Source organism: Rheinheimera soli (genome assembly GCF_021290985.1).
Taxonomy (GTDB): Bacteria; Pseudomonadota; Gammaproteobacteria; order Enterobacterales; family Alteromonadaceae; genus Pararheinheimera; species Pararheinheimera soli.
The window spans coordinates 1-17168 of record NZ_JAJOYU010000006.1 but is presented as its reverse complement, the minus strand read 5'-3'; the positions used below and the strand labels follow the sequence as shown (position 1 = coordinate 17168).

14 protein-coding genes are annotated in these 17168 nt (G+C 46.3%); 3 read left to right on the top strand and 11 right to left on the bottom strand.

What is annotated here, in order from left to right:
* Window positions 1–14: 14 nt before the first annotated feature.
* Together ftsH and rlmE are read right to left on the bottom strand one after the other, a co-directional pair.
* A complete protein-coding gene (ftsH, locus tag LSG37_RS05945) occupies window positions 15–1925 on the bottom strand; it encodes an ATP-dependent zinc metalloprotease FtsH (protein ID WP_233079010.1) in 1911 nt (636 codons plus the stop codon).
* A gap of 81 nt (window positions 1926–2006) precedes the next feature.
* Complete coding sequence (gene rlmE, locus LSG37_RS05940) at window positions 2007–2636, bottom strand: 23S rRNA (uridine(2552)-2'-O)-methyltransferase RlmE (protein WP_008900388.1); 630 nt, start codon at window positions 2634–2636, stop codon at window positions 2007–2009.
* An 84-nt stretch (window positions 2637–2720) separates the two neighbouring features.
* Here rlmE and yhbY point away from each other — a divergent pair, with 84 nt between their 5' ends.
* Window positions 2721–3017 (top strand): ribosome assembly RNA-binding protein YhbY, encoded by a 297-nt coding sequence (yhbY, locus tag LSG37_RS05935; RefSeq protein ID WP_008900389.1) that lies wholly within the window; start codon window positions 2721–2723, stop codon window positions 3015–3017.
* Here yhbY and LSG37_RS05930 read toward each other — a convergent pair.
* The 6 genes from LSG37_RS05930 to LSG37_RS05905 form a co-directional block, all read right to left on the bottom strand.
* Window positions 3014–3424, bottom strand: a complete 411-nt coding sequence (locus tag LSG37_RS05930) for a hypothetical protein (RefSeq protein ID WP_233079009.1) — start codon at window positions 3422–3424, stop codon at window positions 3014–3016. The two genes, yhbY and LSG37_RS05930, sit on opposite strands and share 4 nt — an antisense overlap.
* Before the next feature lie 81 nt (window positions 3425–3505).
* Complete coding sequence (greA, locus tag LSG37_RS05925) at window positions 3506–3982, bottom strand: transcription elongation factor GreA (protein ID WP_233079008.1); 477 nt, start codon at window positions 3980–3982, stop codon at window positions 3506–3508.
* Window positions 3979–7200 (bottom strand): carbamoyl-phosphate synthase large subunit, encoded by a 3222-nt coding sequence (carB, locus tag LSG37_RS05920; protein ID WP_233079007.1) that lies wholly within the window; start codon window positions 7198–7200, stop codon window positions 3979–3981. The genes greA and carB overlap by 4 nt, the downstream gene beginning before the upstream one ends.
* Before the next feature lie 31 nt (window positions 7201–7231).
* On the bottom strand, window positions 7232–8362 hold the full coding sequence (gene carA, locus LSG37_RS05915) for a glutamine-hydrolyzing carbamoyl-phosphate synthase small subunit (RefSeq protein ID WP_233079006.1): 1131 nt from the start codon (window positions 8360–8362) through the stop codon (window positions 7232–7234).
* Window positions 8363–8558: 196 nt separating this feature from the next.
* A complete protein-coding gene (dapB, locus tag LSG37_RS05910) occupies window positions 8559–9368 on the bottom strand; it encodes a 4-hydroxy-tetrahydrodipicolinate reductase (RefSeq protein ID WP_233079005.1) in 810 nt (269 codons plus the stop codon).
* Window positions 9369–9457: 89 nt separating this feature from the next.
* Window positions 9458–10612 (bottom strand): iron-containing alcohol dehydrogenase, encoded by a 1155-nt coding sequence (locus LSG37_RS05905; protein WP_233079004.1) that lies wholly within the window; start codon window positions 10610–10612, stop codon window positions 9458–9460.
* Between the two features lie 284 nt (window positions 10613–10896).
* On the opposite strand from LSG37_RS05905, the gene LSG37_RS05900 reads away from it, so the two are divergent.
* The gene (locus LSG37_RS05900; protein WP_233079003.1) at window positions 10897–12216 is read left to right on the top strand and encodes a Na+/H+ antiporter NhaC family protein; all 1320 of its coding nucleotides are present in this window, start codon (window positions 10897–10899) and stop codon (window positions 12214–12216) included.
* A 96-nt stretch (window positions 12217–12312) separates the two neighbouring features.
* Here the strand turns inward: LSG37_RS05900 and LSG37_RS05895 are convergent, their stop codons facing one another.
* The 3 genes from LSG37_RS05895 to dnaK all read right to left on the bottom strand — a co-directional run bounded on the left by LSG37_RS05895 (window position 12313) and on the right by dnaK (window position 16393).
* Window positions 12313–13119, bottom strand: a complete 807-nt coding sequence (locus LSG37_RS05895) for a M48 family metallopeptidase (protein WP_233079002.1) — start codon at window positions 13117–13119, stop codon at window positions 12313–12315.
* Between the two features lie 138 nt (window positions 13120–13257).
* Entirely contained in the window at window positions 13258–14385 is a 1128-nt protein-coding gene (gene dnaJ, locus LSG37_RS05890) for a molecular chaperone DnaJ (RefSeq protein ID WP_233011150.1), read from the bottom strand.
* Between the two features lie 100 nt (window positions 14386–14485).
* Window positions 14486–16393: a molecular chaperone DnaK gene (gene dnaK / locus LSG37_RS05885; protein ID WP_008900399.1), complete on the bottom strand. Its 1908-nt coding sequence runs from the start codon at window positions 16391–16393 to the stop codon at window positions 14486–14488.
* Window positions 16394–16648: 255 nt separating this feature from the next.
* Between dnaK and luxS the strand changes: the two genes are divergently transcribed.
* Window positions 16649–17155, top strand: a complete 507-nt coding sequence (gene luxS, locus LSG37_RS05880; protein ID WP_233011151.1) for an S-ribosylhomocysteine lyase — start codon at window positions 16649–16651, stop codon at window positions 17153–17155.
* Window positions 17156–17168 lie beyond the last annotated feature (13 nt).

Sequence of the window (17168 nt, the reverse complement as noted above, 5' to 3'; positions counted from 1 at the left end):
TCAGAACTAAAGTTTTACAGAGGGTTTTCTGTGGATGGCTCTGACGGACTAACAGCATCAACAGGCTTAGTATCATCACTGTTGGAGCCTTTGTTTTTGTCCTTTGGTTCCCAGTTTTCTGGCTGACGCACAGTACGACGATTCATCAGGTCATCAATTTGTCTGGAATCAATAGTTTCATACAGCATCAGTGCTTCTTTCATCGCATGCAAAATATCCATGTTTTCTTCAATCAGAGTTTTTGCTCTGTTGTAGTTACGATCGATAATAGCTTTGATCTCAGAATCAATGATACTGGCTGTTTCATCAGACATATTCTTCGCTTTGCCCATACTGCGGCCCAGGAATACTTCGCCTTCTTCTTCGGCATACAACAGCGGACCTAATTTGTCCGAGAAGCCCCACTGAGTCACCATGTTACGCGCGATAGATGTAGCGTACTTGATGTCCTGAGAAGCGCCTGTTGATACGGAGTCAGTACCGTAAATCAATTCTTCAGCCAGACGACCACCGTAAGCCACTGAAATTTTACTTTCCAGTTTGCGACGACTGATGCTGATAGCATCGGCTTCTGGTAAGAAGAAAGTGACGCCTAAAGCACGGCCACGAGGAATGATGGTGACTTTGTGCACAGGGTCATGCTCTGGCACCAAACAACCCACAATAGCGTGTCCTGCTTCATGATACGCAGTCATCTCTTTTTCAGCTTCTGACATCACCATAGAACGGCGCTCTGCACCCATCATGATTTTATCTTTGGCTTTTTCAAACTCTTCCATGCCAACAACACGGTTGTTACCACGGGCAGCAAACAATGCAGCTTCGTTCACCAGGTTAGCTAAATCGGCACCAGAGAATCCCGGAGTACCACGAGCAATAACGCTGGCTTTGACATCGTCGCCTAACGGAACTTTGCGCATATGCACTTTAAGAATCTGTTCACGACCGCGCACATCAGGCAAACCTACCACCACCTGACGGTCGAAACGACCTGGTCTTAATAAAGCTGCATCTAATACGTCTGGTCTGTTGGTTGCGGCGATAATGATGATCCCTTCGTTACCATCAAAACCATCCATTTCCACCAGCATCTGGTTTAAGGTTTGCTCACGTTCGTCGTGACCACCACCTAAACCTGCACCACGCTGACGGCCAACGGCGTCAATTTCATCGATAAAGATAATGCAAGGGGCGGCCTTTTTAGCCTGCTCAAACATATCACGCACACGGCTGGCACCAACACCCACAAACATTTCAACGAAGTCAGAACCTGAGATGGCAAAAAACGGTACTTTAGCTTCACCGGCAATCGCCTTGGCTAACAGGGTTTTACCTGTACCTGGTGGGCCGACCATCAAAATACCTTTTGGAATTTTACCGCCAAGCTTCTGGAAACGTGATGGGTCTTTTAAATAATCCACCAGCTCAGTTACTTCTTCTTTCGCTTCGTCACAACCAGCAACATCTGCAAAAGTAGTTTTTATTTGATCTTCACCCATTAAACGGGCACGGCTCTTACCAAAGGACATAGCGCCCTTGCCACCGCCGCCTTGCATCTGGCGCATAAAGAAAATCCAGACACCTATTAATAGCAGCATAGGGAACCAGGAAATAAAAATCTGACCCAGCATGCTTGGGCTTTCCGGTGCAGTGCCAGAAAAGGTGATGTCATTTTTGTACATGTCATCAATCAGTTTCGGATCATAGCCAGTTGGGATCACAGTCTCGAAACGCTCGCCTGAACGTTTTATACCAGTGATAACGCCTTTCTGTTCCTTCACCTCACGGATCTGGCCCTGACTGGCTTCTTTCAGAAACTGGGTATAACTCATTTGCTTATCTGCTTTGTCAGCAGGACCAAAACTATTAAATACCGACATCAATACAACGGCGATAACCAGCCATACGATGAGATTTTTTGCCATGTCACTCAAGGTGAGAACCTCTCAGTTACGAAAACAGTTACGAAAAAACGGTTACGATAAAATGAACCTACCGCTACTTTACTAGACTTTAAAGCCTGTCGCTACGATATATGTCTCACTGGATCGTGCCCGGGACGAATCTGGCTTACGAATTCGTACCGTGGTGAATACACTGCGAACCTGCTGTACAAAGGGTTCAAAGCCTTCGCCATGAAATACTTTGACCACAAAACTGCCATTTTTCTTCAATACGTTGTTACACATTTCCAGTGCCAGTTCGACCAGATACATACTTCGGGACTGATCCACTGTGCTGTTACCACTCATATTGGGGGCCATATCGGACAATACAACATCCACATTGCGGCCACCAATACGCTCTAACAACGCATTTAGCACGGCCTCTTCACGAAAATCACCTTGTAAAAAGGCAACGCCAGCTAAAGGGTCCATTGGTAAAATATCACAAGCCACTACGCAACCTGCCTGCCCTACCAATTCAGCGGCACGGGCCGACCAACTGCCTGGTGCTGAACCAAGATCTACGACCGTCATGCCGGTTTTGATCAGTTTATCTTTGTCCTGAATTTCATCCAGCTTAAAAGCAGCTCTGGATCGTAGCCCTAATTTTTGCGCTTTTTGCACAAAAGGGTCGCTTACGTGTTCCTGTAACCAGCGAGACGAGCTGCCGGAACGTTTTTTCTTTGTCATCTGAGTACTCTTAAATAGTCTTCATAGCAAGATGGCGGTACAATAGTGTAATTTCAAGCTTTCCAACACGGAAAATCTACACATATGAACCTTAGTAATAAACAAAAACAGTTTTTAAAAGCCAAAGCACACGAGTTAAAGCCAACCATTCTGCTGGGTGGCAACGGATTAACTGAAGGTGTGATGGCCGAAATTGATTTGGCGTTAGAGCACCATGAACTGATCAAAGTTAAAGTTCCAAGCATCGATCGCGAAGAAAAAGTCGCGATTATGGACGCTATAGTGCGCGAAGCCAAAGCACAAAAAGTGCAGGTGATTGGCCATATTCTGGTGATCTACCGCGCTGCCAAAGAGAAAAAGTTACATATTCCAAAGGGCTAATCAGCGCCTTTTAAGTAACCTGCGGCCTGCAAAAACATGCGGGCCGACTCTTCATCCTCTGCAATATGCCGTGTCAGGTACTCAGGTTTTTCCACTTCAGTCGCTTTTAAATACTGCCAGGTGAGCATTTCATCCGCTGGTAGCAACAATTCCACATGATGCAAATTGTGCGCAAAAGCCCACACAGAGTTCTGTCTTAGCAAATCCAACGACTGGGCCGGACTGGCTTGCCACTGCCTGATATCCAATACCACAGCCCAAGGTGTTGATACTATTGGAGCCACCAAAGCGCGGAAATCCCGGATGTACTCTTCAGTACCCAGTAAGCTAGACACACCAAAAACCTGAACCCAAAGTACTTGGTCCATCAGTTGAAGCTGATAAGCTTTTGCCTGACCTCTTTGCATATCTGTGCTCTGCTACCTGTGTGCTCTGAGTAATTTAGAGTAAAAAGGCGGCCTAAGCCGCCTTTTTAACACTGGTCCAGTTTATAAATACTGCACCTGGGTGATCTCAAACTCCACCATACCAGCTGGAGTATTGATGGTGACCACGTCTTCTTCTGTTTTACCAATTAAACCGCGGGCTATAGGTGAATTCACCGAAATCCTGAAGTTTTTAATATCCGCTTCATCATCACCAACAATACGGTAGGTGACTTCTTCTTCCGTATCCAGGTTCAGAATGGTTACAGTGGCACCAAAAATCACTTTTCCGTTATTTGGCATTTTAGTGATATCGATGATCTGTGCATTGGACAACTTGGCTTCGATATCCTGAATGCGGCCTTCACAAAAACCCTGTTGTTCGCGGGCTGCGTGGTATTCCGCATTCTCTTTTAAATCACCATGGGCACGCGCTTCAGCAATAGCTGTAACGATAGCCGGACGTTTCACGGTTTTCAGCTCTTGCAGTTCGTCCCGCAAGCGCTGAGCACCTTGAACAGTCATAGGGATCTGACTCATCCGTATACTCTCTTATGTAGTTCCTGCACTGATGCAACTGTAGCAAAAGCATTTGCTGCGTTAGCTTTACAGGTTGCAAAAGCTGCATTTAAAGTTGTGGTGTAGTTGGCTTTATGTTGCAGCGCGCCACGTCGTAACACTTTAGAGTCTTCAATCGCCTGACGACCTTCAGTAGTGTTGACAATATAGCTGTATTCACCGTTTTTGATCCGGTCCAGAATATGCGGGCGGCCTTCAAAGACTTTACTGACAGTACGGCATTCAATGCCTGCTGCTTCTAAAGCTTTGGCAGTACCACCAGTGGCATCCAGCTCGAAACCAAGCTCAACCATAGTTCTGGCTAGTTCAACAACGCGCACTTTATCGCTGTCACGCACTGAAAGTAAAGCACGACCACCTGTAGGGATCACAGTGCCTGCACCTAACTCTGCTTTAGCAAAAGCTTCAGCGAAGGTATCACCCACGCCCATCACTTCGCCTGTTGAGCGCATTTCAGGGCCGAGGATTGGATCCACACCAGGGAATTTGTTAAACGGGATCACCACTTCTTTCACTGAGAAATAAGGTGGAATAATTTCTTTAGTAATACCTTGCGATGCTAAAGACTGGCCTGCCATACAACGGGCGCCGACTTTAGCCACTGCCATACCTGTAGCTTTTGATACAAAAGGCACAGTACGGGCAGCACGAGGATTCACTTCAATCAGATAAATTTCGTTATCTTTGACAGCGAACTGAGTGTTCATTAAGCCGACTACACCCAACTCCAGTGCCAGCTTTTTAACCTGCTCGCGCATTCTGTCCTGCACATCAACAGATAAGCTGTGCGGCGGTAAAGAACAGGCTGAATCGCCTGAGTGCACACCGGCTTGTTCAATGTGTTCCATAATGCCGCCGATGATGACTTCTTTGCCGTCACAAATGGCGTCGATATCCACTTCGATGGCGTCATCAAGGAAACGATCCAGCAGTACAGGAGAATCATTCGATACGCTGACCGCTTCGGTCATATAACGACGTAAGTCGATATCGTCATAGACGATTTCCATAGCGCGGCCACCTAATACATAAGATGGACGTACTACCATTGGGTAGCCAATGCTTGGAGCTTTGGCAATAGCTTCTTCCAGACTGGTGACAGTCGCGTTTTGTGGTTGTTTTAAACCTAAACGTTCTACCGCCTGCTGGAAACGCTCACGGTCTTCAGCGCGGTCAATCGCATCTGGAGAAGTACCAATAATTGGCACTCCATTCGCTTCTAAAGCACGGGCTAATTTTAATGGAGTCTGACCGCCGTATTGAACAATAACGCCTTTAGGCTGTTCTTTAAGCACGATTTCCAGTACGTCTTCCAGGGTAATAGATTCAAAGTACAAACGATCTGAAGTGTCGTAGTCGGTCGATACGGTTTCAGGGTTACAGTTGACCATAATGGTCTCGTAACCGTCTTCACGTAAGGCCAGAGCAGCGTGTACACAGCAGTAGTCAAATTCTATGCCTTGACCGATGCGGTTTGGACCACCACCAATAATCATAATCTTGTCACGATTAGTTGGTGCAGCTTCACATTCTTCATCATACGTGCTGTACATGTAGGCCGTGTCTGATGAAAATTCAGCAGCACAGGTATCGACACGTTTATACACCGGGTGCAAACCAAAGCTGTGACGCTTTTTACGCACTTCGCTTTCCGCTACACCTAATAAGTCAGCCAGACGTTGGTCGGCAAAACCTTTACGTTTTAATACTTTTAAGCGGCTTTCATCTAAACCGGCAAAACCAGCAGCTTTTACTGCAGTTTCTTCTTTCAGTAAATCTTCAATCTGAACCAGAAACCAGTGATCGATTTTGGTCAACGCGTAGATTTCATCCATGCTCATGCCCAAACGGAAGGCATCGGCTATGTACCAAATACGGTGTGAACCAGGTTCACGCAGTTCACGGATAATTTTTTCTTTGGCTTCTGGTGCATGAATATCAATGATTGGGTCTAAACCACAAACACCAATTTCCAGACCACGTAAGGCTTTTTGCAGAGACTCTTGCTGGTTACGGCCAATCGCCATTACTTCACCAACAGACTTCATCTGTGTAGTTAAACGATCATTAGCACCAGCAAATTTTTCAAAGTTAAAACGTGGCACTTTAGTCACAACGTAGTCGATGCTTGGCTCAAACGAAGCTGGTGTTTTACCGCCTGTGATATCGTTGGCCAGTTCATCCAGCGTATAACCACAAGCCAGCTTAGCTGCCACTTTAGCAATTGGGAAACCTGTTGCTTTAGACGCCAAAGCTGAAGAGCGCGATACACGAGGGTTCATCTCGATGATGACCATACGGCCATCTTCAGGATTGATACCAAACTGGACGTTTGAACCACCGGTTTCCACACCAATTTCACGCAATACAGCCAAAGAGGCGTTACGCATGATTTGGTATTCTTTATCCGTTAAGGTCTGAGCTGGGGCTACTGTGATCGAGTCACCTGTGTGCACACCCATAGGGTCAAAGTTTTCGATAGAACACACTATGATGCAGTTGTCGTTTTTATCACGAACCACTTCCATCTCGTATTCTTTCCAGCCGATCAGCGATTCATCAATCAGCAACTCTTTCGTTGGCGATAAATCCAGACCACGGGTACAAATTTCTTCAAATTCTTCGCGGTTGTAAGCAATACCGCCACCAGAACCACCCATAGTGAAAGATGGACGGATGATGCAAGGGAAACCAATAGTTTCCAGCACGCCATAGGCTTCTTCCATAGAATGGGCAAAACCAGCACGTGGGCAAGACAGGCCGATAGAGCGCATGGCTTTATCGAAACGGCCACGGTCTTCTGCTTTGTCGATGGCATCGGCTGTAGCGCCAATCATTTCGACATTGTATTTTGCCAGCACGCCATGACGCTCTAAATCCAGCGCACAGTTTAATGCCGTCTGACCGCCCATAGTCGGTAACACCGCACATGGACGTTCTTTTTCAATGATTTTTTCTACCACTTGCCAGTGAATAGGTTCGATGTAGGTCGCATCGGCCATTTCCGGGTCTGTCATGATAGTGGCAGGGTTAGAGTTCACCAGAATGACGCGGTAACCCTCTTCTTTTAATGCTTTACAGGCTTGAGCACCTGAATAATCGAACTCACAAGCCTGACCAATCACAATAGGACCGGCGCCGAGGATAAGAATACTTTTAAGATCGGTACGTTTTGGCATAGCTATTCTCTGTCTCTCTGATTCTTACCAATTAAGCCTGACGCTGTTGCATCAATTCGATAAAGTGGTCAAACAATTCACTGGCTTCGTGTGGACCAGGACTGGCTTCAGGGTGGCCCTGGAAGCTGAACGCTGGTTTATCGGTGCGGTGAATGCCCTGCAAAGTACCATCAAACAACGACTTGTGAGTCGCACGTAAATTAGCAGGTAATGTGGCTTCTTCGACAGCAAAACCGTGGTTCTGTGCTGTGATTAACACCTTGTTTGTATCCAGATTTTTCACTGGATGGTTACCACCATGGTGACCCACAGTCATTTTGATCGTCTTGGCACCGCTGGCTAACGCCAATAACTGGTGACCTAAACAAATACCAAACACAGGAATATCAGTGGTCAGGAAAGTTTCGATGGCTTTAATAGCGTAATCACAAGGAGCCGGATCACCAGGACCATTGGATAAGAAAATACCGTCAGGGTTCAGTGCCAGCACTTCTTCAGCAGGAGTTTGAGCCGGAACTACAGTTAAACGACAACCGCGGTCAGCCAACATACGTAAAATATTACGTTTCACACCAAAATCGTAGGCAACTACATGAAAGGCTGAATTATCTGGTTTGGCAAAGCCCTGACCTAAAGTCCAGCTGCCTTCAGTCCATTGATACGGCTCTTTCACTGAAACTTCTTTAGCTAAGTCCATGCCAGACAAACCAGGGAAAGCACGAGCCAGTTCTAAAGCTTTGTTTTCGTCTAAGTTATCACCAGCCATTAAGCAGCCGTTTTGTGCGCCTTTTTCACGCAAAATACGAGTTAACTTACGGGTATCTATATCGGCGATGCCTAAAATATTACGGGAGCTAAGATAGTGACTAAGAGAGGCTTGATTACGGAAATTACTGGCTAACAAAGGAAGGTCACGGATAATCAGGCCCTTGGCCCAGATTTGATCGGATTCCTCATCTTCATCGTTTGTGCCGGTATTTCCAATATGAGGATATGTCAGAGTGACGATTTGTTCAGCATAGGAAGGATCCGTGAGGATTTCCTGATACCCGGTCATCGAGGTATTAAATACCACCTCTCCAACAGAAATACCTTCAGCGCCAATGGCTGTACCGCGAAATACGGTGCCGTCTTCCAGTACGAGCAGGGCGGACTTAGTCAAAATAACCTCCAAACAGCAGAAAACGGGGGAAAAACATTGTTGTTCACCACCCGTTTTGACCCAGAATTTTTGTATCCAAGTTTGCTTAGGCAAACCTGACTATTCTAGGCGATCTGAGCTATTTGGTCTAACTCTTTTTTGATATTTTATAAAAATGACGCTTTGATCGCATTTTTATAACATATTGCTCAAAAAGTTAAGCTAAGTCAGCCAAACCCAGCACTTGTTGCATAGAATAAAGTCCTGGCTGTTTATTTTGCAACCACAGCGCTGCACGCCACGCGCCCTGAGCAAAAGTACTGCGACTGGAAGCTTTATGGGTAATTTCCAGCCGTTCACCGAGGTCAGCAAAGAGTGCGGTATGGTCACCAATAATGTCACCACCCCGCACAGTCGCAAACCCAATGGTCTTTTGATCACGCTCACCCGTAATGCCTTCACGGCCATAGACAGCCACATCGGAGAGATTACGATCCAAAGCTTTGGCAATTTGATGGCCTATCGCCATAGCAGTACCTGAAGGGGCATCTTTTTTAAATCTGTGGTGCGCTTCGATAATTTCAATATCAGCCGTCTGACCCATGACCTTCGCCGCAGTTTCTACCAGATGCAGTAGTAAGTTCACACCCACACTCATATTCGGCGCCCAGACGATAGGAATATGTTTCGCAGCCTGTTGCACTGCAGCATATTGCGCATCAGTTAAACCAGTCACACCAATGACCAAGGCTTTTTTTGCCTGCACCGCCAGTTCCAGATGCTTTAGCATGGCTTCTGGCATAGTGAAATCTATCCAGATGTCGGCACAAGCTAAAGCAGCTACAGAGGTTTCTATAAAAGGCAGATTCAATTTGCCACAACCTGCCAACTCACCTGCATCCATACCTGTTAAGGCAGACCCTGCACGCACAGTAGCAGCGCTCATCGGCAATTGATGCTCTTTAGCCACACTGACTAAAGCTCTGCCCATACGGCCGTTGGCGCCTAAGATACCTACTGTACTCATCTATTGTTCCTGGAATTGGCTACTGTAATACGGGCGCTATTAAACGGCAGTCCGGATGGATATGCAACCCCAAACTGCCACTCTCTCTACTAAACTGCAGCAGTAAAAATAGCACGGCTGGCGCTGTAGTCGATATCGCCATGCTCACCGAGCTTATCCATGCCCTGGTCCATCACTTTGGCCATTAGCTCGTCTACAGAAGAAGCAGGCAAGCCATAAGCAGTTAAACGGGTTGGAACTCCCATTTGCTCAAAGAATGCGCGAGTATGACTAATGGCTTCATCAATCTGACGCTCCGGATCCTGCTGCTGTAAACCCCAGACTCTGCTGGCGTACTGCAATAACTTGTCGCGCTTGGTGGCTCGTTGTTGTTGCATTAAGGCGGGCAACACAATGGCCAGCGTCTGAGCATGATCTAAACCATACAAGGCTGTGAGCTGATGACCTAAGCCGTGCGTGGCCCAATCTTGCGGCACACCTACGCCAATCAAACCGTTCAGCGCCATAGTGGCAGCCCACATAACATTGGCTCTGATATCGTAATTTTCAGGTTCATTTAAGGCTTTGGGTCCTTCTTCAATCAAGACCTGTAATAAGGATTCAGCAAATCTGTCCTGCACTGCAGCGTTGACCGGGTAGGTCAGGTACTGCTCCATTACATGCACAAAAGCGTCGACTACACCGTTAGAAATTTGTTTAGCTGGCAAGCTGTAAGTAACTTTTGGGTCAAGAACGGCAAACAGCGGATAAACCGAAGGGTGTGAAAACGCTAGCTTTTGCTGAGTGCTCTGACGGGTAATAACAGCGTTCGCATTACTTTCAGTGCCGGTTGCTGGCAAAGTCAGCACACAACCTAAAGGCAATGCAGCTTTAATACGTACTTTATTTTCTAAAATTGCCCAGCCGTCCTGCTCCAACAGTGCAGCTGCTGCTATGTATTTACTGCCATCTACTACTGACCCGCCGCCTACAGCCAGAATAAAATCGATCTTTTCAGCTTTTACCAAAGCGACGGCTTTGCTTAAAGTTTCATAACTAGGATTAGGTTCTATACCGGAAAACTCAACATAGCTATGGTCTTTTAAAGCATCAATAACTTGTTGATACACGCCGTTTTGTTTAATGGAGCCGCCGCCATAAGTCAGCAGTACTTTACTGCCTGCTGGGATCAACTTTCCCAGTTGGCTAATTTGACCATCGCCAAACACAATACGGGTCGGGTTCTGGTAAGAAAAATTAAACATAAAAGCTCCAGTGTATAAAACTTAATTGAGTTGTTTATATGGGCCTGAACCGCTTTAAGTTCAAGCTGCTTTTGGCTTTTTCTTCTGCCGTAGGCAAAATGTCTGAATTCAGTTAGGCTGATTTTAAGCCATTGAAGCTTCTGGTTTGTTATGAAACTTGTGATCTGAAGCAATCATTTTTATTCGTTTGGCTATAGCTTAGTCAGCTTTAATATTTGACAGGACTTCTGGACGTCTCTATATTCCAGAAAATTTTAAAACCTTACAGGTTTAGAGGAAAACTCATGACGTTATCGCAAAAACAGCAAGCCCGTTTGTCCTTGCTGCCGTTGTTGCTTTTTGTCGCTCTGTTTTTAGGCACTGGCTTGTACATGCAATCCCAAGGCGTTGACTATGCCTTTTATCAGTTGCCAGGGCCTGTTGCTATTATTCCTGCTCTGATTTTGGCCATTTGGCTATACAAAGCACCACTGACTGAATCTATTGAGGTCTTAGTGAAAGGTGCTGGTAATAGCAATATTATTACCATGTGTATTATTTACCTACTGGCTGGCGCCTTTGCTACTGTTGCGCAGGCAACAGGCGGCGTCGATGCGGTAGTGAATGCGGGTTTATCTCTGGTACCAGCTCAGTTTTTATTACCTAGTTTATTTATAATATCCGCCATTGTGGCCACAGCGATGGGGACCTCCATGGGCACCATTGGCGCTTTAGCCCCGATAGCTGTAGGTTTAAGCACACAGGCACAATTAGAGCCGACTTTAGTGGCAGGTGTTTTATTAAGCGGTGCGATTTTTGGCGATAACCTGTCGATTATTTCTGACACCACCATAGCATCTACCCGCACTCAGGGTGCGGAGATGAAAGATAAATTCAGAGAAAACCTGAAAATAGCTTTGCCTGCTGCACTGGTGACTTTAGCTTTGTTTGCTTTTTTAGCGCAAAGTCAGACCGAAGTGGCAGTCAAAGAGTTTAGCTGGACAGGTGTATTACCCTATGCGGCCATTCTGGTGCTGGCCGTGGCCGGTATGAATGTGTTCGTAGTACTGCTGCTGGGGATAGTGTTAGCAGCTTTACAAGGCGCTTTAGTTACCGACTATCAATTGGCAAATCTAGGCAAAGATATTTACAAAGGTTTTGGCTCTATGCAGGAAATTTTCCTGTTGTCGATGCTGGTCGGCGCTTTGGGCGAGTTTGTCAAGCAACAAGGTGGTTTGCAGTATTTATCTAGCCATGTCACAGCTTTGGCTTTAAAGCTGAAACTGGCTGGTAATAAAGCACAGCAACTGGCGATTGCTGCTTTAGCTTTTGTCAGTAACTTGTGTATTGCCAATAACACTGTAGCCATAGTCGTAGTGGGTGAAGTCAGTAAAGATATTGCCGTGCATCACAAAATCACGCCTAAACGCAGTGCCAGTTTATTGGATGTGTTTGCCTGTATTGCACAAGGCTTAGTGCCTTATGGCGCTCAGGCGCTGTTATTGGGTGCTAGTTTTGGCATATCGCCATGGGATGTGGTAACGAACAGCTACTACTGCCTGATCCTTGCAGCTTTTGCCACAGCACGAATTCTCGTTGAAAAAATCGATCGGAGCGATTTTTAACATCGGAGCGCAGCGACGATGGCCTGGACAGGTATTTTGCAGGACAGCAAAATGTAACAACCAGGCCAGCATTAAGCTGGCCTGGTTGTTTGAATTTTAAGCTTTATTACAGTTGGGCAAAGCGCCCTGACTGCGGCGCTGCTGATAATAACTTTCAGCTACCGCCATATGTTTGTTCAGCTCTTTAATTCTGTTATCCGGCACCGGGTGGCTGGATAACAGCTGTGGAGTGGAACCACTGCCTTTAGCCGCCATGTTCTGCCATAACTTCACAGCTTCCGTGGGTACAAAACCTGACTTAGCCATCAGCTCCAGCCCCATAATATCGGCTTCTGTTTCATGAGCTCTGCTAAACGGCAGAGCTATACCCACCTGAGCGCCTAAACCAAAAGCGGTGCGCATTTGTTGCTGATAAGGCGAACCTGCCACCGTCATAGCGCTGTCAGCAACTGTAAGGGCAGTAGAAATAAACTGATCACTGGATAAACGCTCGTTGCTGTGTCCTGCCATGACGTGGGCAATTTCATGACCTATGACAGCCGCCAGTTGTGACTGATTATCTGCCACTAACAAAAGTCCGGTATACACGCCCATTTTGCCACCAGGTAAAGCAAAAGCATTCACCTGATCATCTTCAAAAACTACGATTTCCCATGGGGTTTGTTGCCATTTAGCATCGGTATGTTTGAGCAGGTTATTTGCCACACACTGTACATACTGATTCACTTTTTTGTTTTTACTGATCGGAGTTTCTGCCTTCATCCCCTCAAAGGTCTGAATACCCATAGCGCTGAGTTTTTTATCATCAAATAACATCAGCTGGCGGCGGCCAGTAGGAGAATGAGTACAGCTTGCAAGCAGTACACTAGCGATTAACAATGGAAGTACTAGCTTAGTACGCATTAAATGATCCTTCTTTTCGTACTTGAAACGGCAGGTAATAGAACTATCAAAGCTCAAATAAGTTCAGTTATTGTGCGGCATCTGAAAAAAGAAAACCACCCGCAGGTGGTTTTCGTTCAGAGTGTTTAGAAAACTGACTTAGCCGGTTAAATCATCGAAAAACTTCTTCACACCATCAAAGAAGCCTTTAGACTTAGGTCTGTGTTTCGCTTCACTGTCCCCACCCCAGCTTTCATCGAGCTGACGCAACAAGTCTTTTTGCTTGTCGCTTAAGTTGACAGGAGTTTCCACCACCACTTTACAGACCAAATCACCTACACCGCCACCACGGACCGACTGCACACCTTTACCACGCAAACGGAACATTTTTTCGGTCTGAGTTTCAGCCGGGATCTTCAGCTTGACGCGGCCATCTAAGGTTGGCACATCAATTTCACCGCCTAAAGCGGCAGTGCTGAAGCTGATAGGCACATCGCAATACAGGTTGTTGCCGTCACGCACAAAGATAGGGTGATCTTTGACATGCACCTGCACATACAAGTCACCAGCCGGCGCACCAAACTGCCCTGCTTCACCTTCACCTGCTAAACGGATACGGTCACCAGTATCCACACCAGCCGGGATCTTCACCGACAGTGTTTTGGTTTTTTCGACACGGCCATCGCCATGACATTTAGTGCATGGATCCGGGATAATTTTGCCACGGCCACTACAGGTAGGACAGGTTTGCTGTACAGCAAAAAAGCCCTGACGCATTGTCACCTGACCCGCACCATGACAGGTTGGGCAAGACTTAGCCTGTGTGCCTTTTTTCGCGCCTGAACCATCACAGACATCACAGGACACCCAGGTTGGTACTTTAATTTCGACCGACTTACCACGTACAGCGTCCTCGAGATTTAACTCCAGGTTGTAGCGTAAGTCTGAACCACGTTGGGCACGGGATTGACCACCACGGCGGCCACCACCAAAGATGTCACCAAAAACGTCACCGAAGATGTCGTTAAAGTCGGCACCACCGCCACCGCCGCCACGGTTTGGATCCACTCCAGCGTGACCATAGTTATCATACGCAGCGCGCTTCTGGTCATCCGACAGGATCTCATAGGCTTCTTGCACTTCTTTAAACTTCTCTTCCATAGCTTTATCACCCTGAGTTCGATCCGGGTGATATTTCATGGCGAGCCGTTTATAGGCCTTTTTGATTTCTTTATCGTCAGCGCCTTTTTCGACGCCAAGCACTTCGTAATAATCACGCTTCGACATAACAACTCATCTTGATAGAGGAGCGACCGCACAAGGCGGCCGCTCACATTTACTCAGGTATGGGGCGCATCTTAAAGAGGCGACCCCACAGACACAATGATTATTTGTTGTCTTTAACTTCTTCGAACTCAGCGTCGACGACGTCATCACCAGCAGCATTGCGTGCTTGAGGTTCAGCGCCACCTTGTTGCGCTTTCGCCTGAGCTACTTCAGACAGTTTCTGAGAAGCCTGGATCAGAGCCTGAGTTTTGGCTTCGATCTCTGCTTTATCGTTTGCTTTGATGGCAGTTTCCAGCGCAGCAACAGCGGCTTCAATCTCTTGTTTGTCGTTAGTGGCTAAGTCGTTACCAGCTTCTTCAATTTGCTTGCGGGTTGCATGCACTAAAGCGTCAGCCTGGTTACGGGTTTGCACTAACTCTTCAAACTTTTTGTCTTCTTCAGCATTCAGTTCAGCATCACGTACCATACGTTCTACTTCTTCATCTGTTAAGCCCGAAGAAGCTTTGATAGTGATCTTCTGCTCTTTACCTGTGTCTTTATCTTTAGCAGACACATGCAGAATACCGTCGGCGTCTAAGTCGAAGGTGACTTCGATTTGTGGTTCACCACGACGGCCCGGACGAATACCTTCTAAGTTAAACTGACCCAGTGACTTGTTGGCAGAAGCTTGCTTACGCTCACCTTGCAGCACATGGATAGTTACAGCAGCCTGGTTATCATCTGCAGTAGAGAAAGTTTGTGACTTCTTGGTTGGAATAGTGGTGTTCTTCTCAATCAAGGCTGTCATCACGCTACCCATAGTCTCAATACCTAAAGACAATGGAGTTACGTCTAATAACAAGACGTCAGTCACGTCACCAGACAATACAGCGCCCTGAATCGCAGCACCTACAGCTACAGCTTCGTCAGGGTTTACGTCTTTACGTGGCTCTTTACCGAAGAAGGCTGTAACAGCTTCCTGAACTTTAGGCATACGAGTCTGACCACCCACCAGGATGATATCGTTGATATCACTTACAGACAGGTCGGCATCTTTTAACGCCTGTTTCAGCGGCTCGATAGTGCGCTGAATTAAATCGTCTACCAAAGATTCCAGCTTAGCACGGGTTACTTTGATGTTTAAGTGCTTAGGACCAGTAGCATCTGCTGTGATATACGGCAGGTTCACTTCAGTCTGAGAAGCAGAAGACAATTCGATCTTGGCTTTTTCGCCAGCTTCTTTCAGACGCTGCATCGCCAGTGGATCGTTACGCAGGTCAATGCCCTGCTCTTTTTTGAACTCGTCTACTAAGTAGTTGATCACACGAGAGTCAAAGTCTTCACCACCTAAGTGAGTGTCACCGTTGGTTGCTAATACTTCGAAGGTCTGTTCGCCATCTACATCGTCGATTTCAATGATAGAGATATCAAAAGTACCACCACCTAAGTCATAAACCGCAACTTTGGTGTCGCCTTTTTTCTTATCCATACCATAAGCCAGAGCTGCTGCTGTAGGCTCGTTGATGATACGTCTTACTTCTAAACCTGCGATACGGCCAGCATCTTTCGTCGCCTGACGCTGCGCATCGTTGAAGTAAGCAGGAACTGTGATAACAGCTTCAGTCACTGGCTCGCCCAGATAATCTTCAGCAGTTTTCTTCATTTTTTTCAGCACTTCAGCAGAAATCTGTGGTGCAGCTAACTTTTTGCCTTTAACTTCAACCCAGGCGTCACCATTATCAGCCTTAACAATCTGGTAAGGCATGATTTTGATGTCACGCTGAACTTCAGCATCTTCAAAACGACGACCAATCAAACGCTTAATTGCGAACAAAGTATTTTTTGGGTTAGTCACAGCCTGACGTTTGGCTGGCTGGCCAACTAATACTTCGCCGTCTTCTGCATAAGCGATGATGGAAGGAGTGGTTCTGGTACCTTCAGCGTTTTCAAGAACGCGTGGCTGGTCGCCATCTAAAATAGCCACACAGCTGTTTGTTGTACCTAAGTCAATACCAATAATTCTACCCATAACTACTCTCCGCTTATTAATCTGTACAATTAAAATTGTGTTGACCAGTTAATGGGGTTTACCCCTATTCGATTCAAGGTTATTTTTTTAAAAAAATTTATCGTTTGTGCGATAAATGAGCAAAAAGGCGGGTTCAGCCACTTATTAGCGCTGAAACTAAGTCTATAGAACAGAAAAGCATTTAACCCAAAAAGCAATTGCGGCGTATAATCCTGCTTAATTACCAGACTATGAGCCTGAACAGAGAGAACGATCATGCCTTTATTAGATAGCTTTACCGTTGACCACACCATTATGAAAGCGCCAGCTGTACGTGTGGCAAAAAAAATGAATACACCCAAAGGTGATGACATCACCGTATTTGATTTACGTTTTTGCGTGCCTAACGAAGAAATCCTGTCAGAAAAAGGCATTCATACACTGGAGCATTTATTTGCTGGTTTTATGCGTGATCACTTGAATGGCGATGGCGTAGAAATCATCGACATTTCCCCTATGGGTTGTCGCACAGGTTTTTATATGAGCCTGATTGGTACACCGGACGAGCAGCGTGTTGCAGCAGCATGGAAAGCCGCTATGGCGGATGTGCTGACAGTACAAAACCAGTCTGAAATTCCTGAGCTGAATATTTATCAATGTGGCACAGCTCAGATGCATTCTCTGGAAGAAGCCAAAGAAATAGCACAAAACATCATCAGCCGTGGTGTAGGTGTGAATTTGAATGACGAGTTAAAACTTTCTGCTGAATTTTTAAAGCAATAAGCTATTTGTTGTC

Excerpts from the sequence above, each read along its gene's own strand:
- LSG37_RS05905 (WP_233079004.1), bottom strand. The coding sequence starts at position 10,612 with ATGTTTAATTTTTCTTACCAGAACCCGACCCGTATTGTGTTTGGCGAT.
- dnaK (WP_008900399.1), bottom strand. The coding sequence starts at position 16,393 with ATGGGTAGAATTATTGGTATTGACTTAGGTACAACAAACAGCTGTGTG.
- ftsH (WP_233079010.1), bottom strand. The coding sequence starts at position 1,925 with ATGGCAAAAAATCTCATCGTATGGCTGGTTATCGCCGTTGTATTGATG.
- LSG37_RS05930 (WP_233079009.1), bottom strand. The coding sequence starts at position 3,424 with ATGCAAAGAGGTCAGGCAAAAGCTTATCAGCTTCAACTGATGGACCAA.
- carB (WP_233079007.1), bottom strand. The coding sequence starts at position 7,200 with ATGCCAAAACGTACCGATCTTAAAAGTATTCTTATCCTCGGCGCCGGT.
- LSG37_RS05900 (WP_233079003.1), top strand. The coding sequence starts at position 10,897 with ATGACGTTATCGCAAAAACAGCAAGCCCGTTTGTCCTTGCTGCCGTTG.
- yhbY (WP_008900389.1), top strand. The coding sequence starts at position 2,721 with ATGAACCTTAGTAATAAACAAAAACAGTTTTTAAAAGCCAAAGCACAC.
- rlmE (WP_008900388.1), bottom strand. The coding sequence starts at position 2,636 with ATGACAAAGAAAAAACGTTCCGGCAGCTCGTCTCGCTGGTTACAGGAA.
- dapB (WP_233079005.1), bottom strand. The coding sequence starts at position 9,368 with ATGAGTACAGTAGGTATCTTAGGCGCCAACGGCCGTATGGGCAGAGCT.
- greA (WP_233079008.1), bottom strand. The coding sequence starts at position 3,982 with ATGAGTCAGATCCCTATGACTGTTCAAGGTGCTCAGCGCTTGCGGGAC.
- luxS (WP_233011151.1), top strand. The coding sequence starts at position 16,649 with ATGCCTTTATTAGATAGCTTTACCGTTGACCACACCATTATGAAAGCG.
- dnaJ (WP_233011150.1), bottom strand. The coding sequence starts at position 14,385 with ATGTCGAAGCGTGATTATTACGAAGTGCTTGGCGTCGAAAAAGGCGCT.
- LSG37_RS05895 (WP_233079002.1), bottom strand. The coding sequence starts at position 13,119 with ATGCGTACTAAGCTAGTACTTCCATTGTTAATCGCTAGTGTACTGCTT.